1 protein-coding gene is annotated in these 4,065 nt (G+C 58.1%); it reads left to right on the forward strand.

Features of this window, described 5'->3' with window-relative positions; all coding sequences use genetic code 11:
* Window positions 1-4,065, forward strand: a 4,065-nt coding sequence (locus QRN34_RS16720; protein ID WP_285406218.1) for a condensation domain-containing protein, incomplete at both ends; no start/stop codon positions are given.

Here is a 4,065-nt window from a genome sequence, read left to right on the forward strand (position 1 = left end):
AGGTGCTGGGTCTGGACACCGTCGGCATCGACGAGTCCTTCTTCGACCTCGGTGGGGACAGTATCGGCTCGATCGTTCTCGTGAGCCGAGCACGAAAGAACGGTCTCCGACTTAATCCCAAACAGGTATTCCAGAAAAAGACGGTCGCCGAACTTGCTGCATGTGCTGCGAGTGCGAGTGAAAGTCAGCATCAGTACGACGATGGTACCGGAACCGTTCCTGCCACTCCCATCATTCGGTGGTGGCTTGAACAAGGTGCTCCGGTCGAGGCATTTCGACAGTCGATGCTTATCTCGCTACCTTCGGAGGTCGATGAAAAGCACCTCATCGGGGCTTTGCAGGTCATCCTGGATCGCCACGCGGCACTACGCGCAGCCCTGACGCCCGATGGAGGCTTCCTCATCGGTCCAACTGGCAGTATCGATGCGAAAAGCTGCATTAGGCGAATTCCCATAGACTCCCCACAAAGCAGCGAAAGCCTGACCACGATCAGACGCGAAGCGCAAGCAGCCGATCTGCGCCTGGCTCCCTTCGACGGGCGAATGATTGAAGTGGTCTGGTTCGATGCGCCCGACAAACAGCCCGGATGCCTGCTCCTATCCGTGCATCACGTTGTGATGGATGGCGTATCTTGGCGCATCGTCATACCGGAACTTGCTACTGCGTATCAAAGCTTGCGCGATGGCGCCCCACTTTCGCCGTCACCAGCCACGACGTCGCTACGCCACTGGGCGACGCTGTTACAAGCCGAGGCGCGGTCTCCGCATCGGAAGAGTGAACTTCCATTGTGGACGGACGGCGCGAACACGAAAGATCCGCTGTTGTCGCCCCGGAAACTGGATCCACTAAGGGACACGACCAATCGAGCAGGGAGCCTTACCCTTGCGCTTTCAACAGATACAACGCAAGCACTGCTTACACGCATTCCAGCGGACCTGCACGGCACCGTTAACGACGTATTGCTGGGCACGTTCGCTGTAGCGATTATCTGCTGGCGTCGACGCTACGGTCTGGCCGATTCGTCACCCGTGCGGATAGACCTCGAGGCGCATGGACGTGAACATATCTTTGACGATGTTGACCTGACGCACACAGTCGGTTGGTTCACAAGCATGTTCCCCATCGCTATACAGATGGCTGACATCGATCTCGATAGCGCTTCTGCTTGTTCGCCCGACTTGGTCCGCGCCATTCAACGCATGGCCCAACATCTGGAGCGTTTGCCCGACCACGGAATTGGGTATGGACTTCTAAGGTACCTCAACGAGGAAACGGCCACAGAACTTGCCACCCCATCCCCTCAGATTTCCTTCAACTACCTTGGCCGATTTGCTTCCGCTTCCGGTGGCCCATGGTCTCCCCTGGGCAGCTTCGACACCGAAGGATCAGTCGATCGGCCGCTGACGCATCCGCTTTCTATTAACGCTATCACGCACGATTATTCGGCGGGCCCCCGATTTAGCGCGACATGGACGTGGGCAAGCGACCTATTCACTGAGGACGACGTCCGCGACCTCGCGACGGCTTGGTTCTCCATGCTGGATTCGCTCGCGAAAACGCAATTTACACTAGGTCCCGCACCATCAGACTATCCCCTGGTTCACCTGTCACAAGCCATAATTGATGACATGGTTGCAAAGCACGGCATGCCCCGGGATGTGCTTCCGTTGTCGCCGCTCCAGCAGGGCTTCCTGTTTCATATGCTGTACGACGAAGACGCGATGGACGTCTACCACGTGCAGATGAGGTTTGTACTGCGTGGCCGATTGGATGCCGATATTCTACGTGCTGCGGCGGGAGCGATCCTCGATCGCCATGAGCATCTTCGGGCAGCCTTCCTTCACGAAGGTGTCGATGAACCCATTCAATGGATAGCGGATTCCATTGAACCGGAATGGACGGATCTCACTGCTCAACTGGACGATCCTGCCTCAAAGGCTGGGATCGACAAGTACCTAAATGATGACATGTGCCGCCGATTCGATCCGGCGAGGCCACCACTGGTCCGTTTCACCCTGATCCAATACGCCGGTGATCACCATGAACTCATCATTACCGTGCACCACATCCTCCTGGACGGCTGGTCCGTTCCCATCGTGTTCCAAGAGTTGATCGCCGCGTATCGAGCGGGTGGACATGCGAGAGCACTTCCGCCGGTGACTCCGTATCGTGAATTCCTGGCCTGGATTCACCGCCAAGAGAAGGAGGTGTCCCACACAGAGTGGATTCGCTATCTCGCTGAATTTGAAGAACCGACCCTCCTCTTTCCCGGTGCTTTGCCCACCTCATCGTTCCCGGAGACGTATACGGTCGAGCTATCGCCGGAAACCTACAAGGGCATCGTCCGGATGGGACGACACCTGGGTACCACACTAAGCAATATCGCCCTGGTCGCATGGGGTCTCTTGTTGAGGCATCTAACCGGACGCGACGATGTCATGTTCGGCGTAACTGTGTCCGGCCGCTCACCTGACTTGCCGTCCGTCGAGCGCATGGTGGGCTTGTTTATCAATACGCTTCCCTGCCGTGCCCGGTTCCTCGCAGGCGAATCGTTGGGCGGACTCATCCAGCGCACGCAGGAAGAACAGGCCGGTCTTATGGATCACCAACACGTGGGGCTGAGTTACATCCAGGCCGCGGCGGGCCACGATGTACTGTTCGACACGCATCTTGTCGTCGAGAACTTCCCTCACGGCGACGCGGCTCCCGCTGATGAAGTTAACGCAGTGAGCGCGGGGCTTGTCGGAGGAACCGGCGGCGACGTCACGCACTATCCGCTCAGTGTGGCGGTACTGCCAGGAGAAAGCCTGGGACTTCGTTTCAGTTATGTAGCTGACGTCGTCGACGCCGACCGTGTCCGGATCATCGCTGAAAAGTTTGTCAAAGTATTCGAGATCATTGCTCGCGCAGATACGACGAGGGCGGCGATCGTTGACCTGCTCGACGACCACGAGCGCCAAACGATCGTGCATGCGTGGAACGACACAGCTCGACCGATCCCTATGACGACCGTGGTGGCAAGCTTCGAAGACCGGGCCGCGTATGTGCCTGACGCCATCGCCGTGGTATCGGGCGATCGCAAGCTTACCTACGCCGAGCTCGATGCACGGGCAAATCGACTCGCCCGGCGTCTTGTTCAAGAAGGAGCAGGTCCCGACGTGATCATCGGTATCGCTCTGCCACGCTCGCTCGAGCTGGTCACGGCGCAACTGGCGGTGCTCAAAAGTGGCGCTGCGTTTCTTCCGCTTGATCCGACGTATCCAATCGAACGACTCACCTTCATGCTTAATGATGCAAAACCACACTGCGTCGTTATCACGCAGAACGTGGCGTCACTTCTTCCGCGTGGCACACGGTGCTTAGTGATCGAGGAAGCATCCCCCCTCGCGATCGAAAGCAACGACTCGAGGGGGCCGCGCGACCGTGGATCGCCGCTGCTCTCGGCGTCCAACCATTTGGCCTACGTTATCTACACCTCGGGTTCTACCGGTACTCCCAAGGGCGTTCAAATCACGCAGGCAGGCTTCATCAACCACGTGCATCGATCGGTCACCGCGTACTATACGGGTAAGGGTAAAGGCTCACCGACCATGCTCTCGGCCAGCTTTGACGGCCACATTACCGCATGGTTTGGAACACTTCTGGCAGGCGAAACCTTGACGCTGCTCCCAGAGCGGCAGGAGCTGGAACTACTTTCGGGCGATGTCGCGAGTCAGACCGGCTATTCGCTAATGAAAATGACGCCGTCGCAACTCAGGGTCCTTAACGATCTCGGGTATGCGCCGTCCTGCGACATACTGATGCTCGGCGGCGAAGCCATGCTGTATGCCGATATCGCACCATGGAGAAACCGCACGCCGAACATCCGCATCGTCAATCAGTACGGGCCCACGGAAGCGTCGGTTGCTAGCTGCACTTTCGAGGTTCCTCTGGGGATCGCTCCTGGGGACGATGAGCGGTTGCCCATTGGCAAACCGGTTGCCAATACCCAAGTATTTGTGCTCGACACGTTCCTCCAGCCGGTGCCGGTGGGCGTGCCCGGTGAGCTGTACATCGGCGGCACCG

The organism is Luteibacter sp. ME-Dv--P-043b, assembly GCF_030209605.1.
Classification (GTDB): domain Bacteria; phylum Pseudomonadota; class Gammaproteobacteria; order Xanthomonadales; family Rhodanobacteraceae; genus Luteibacter.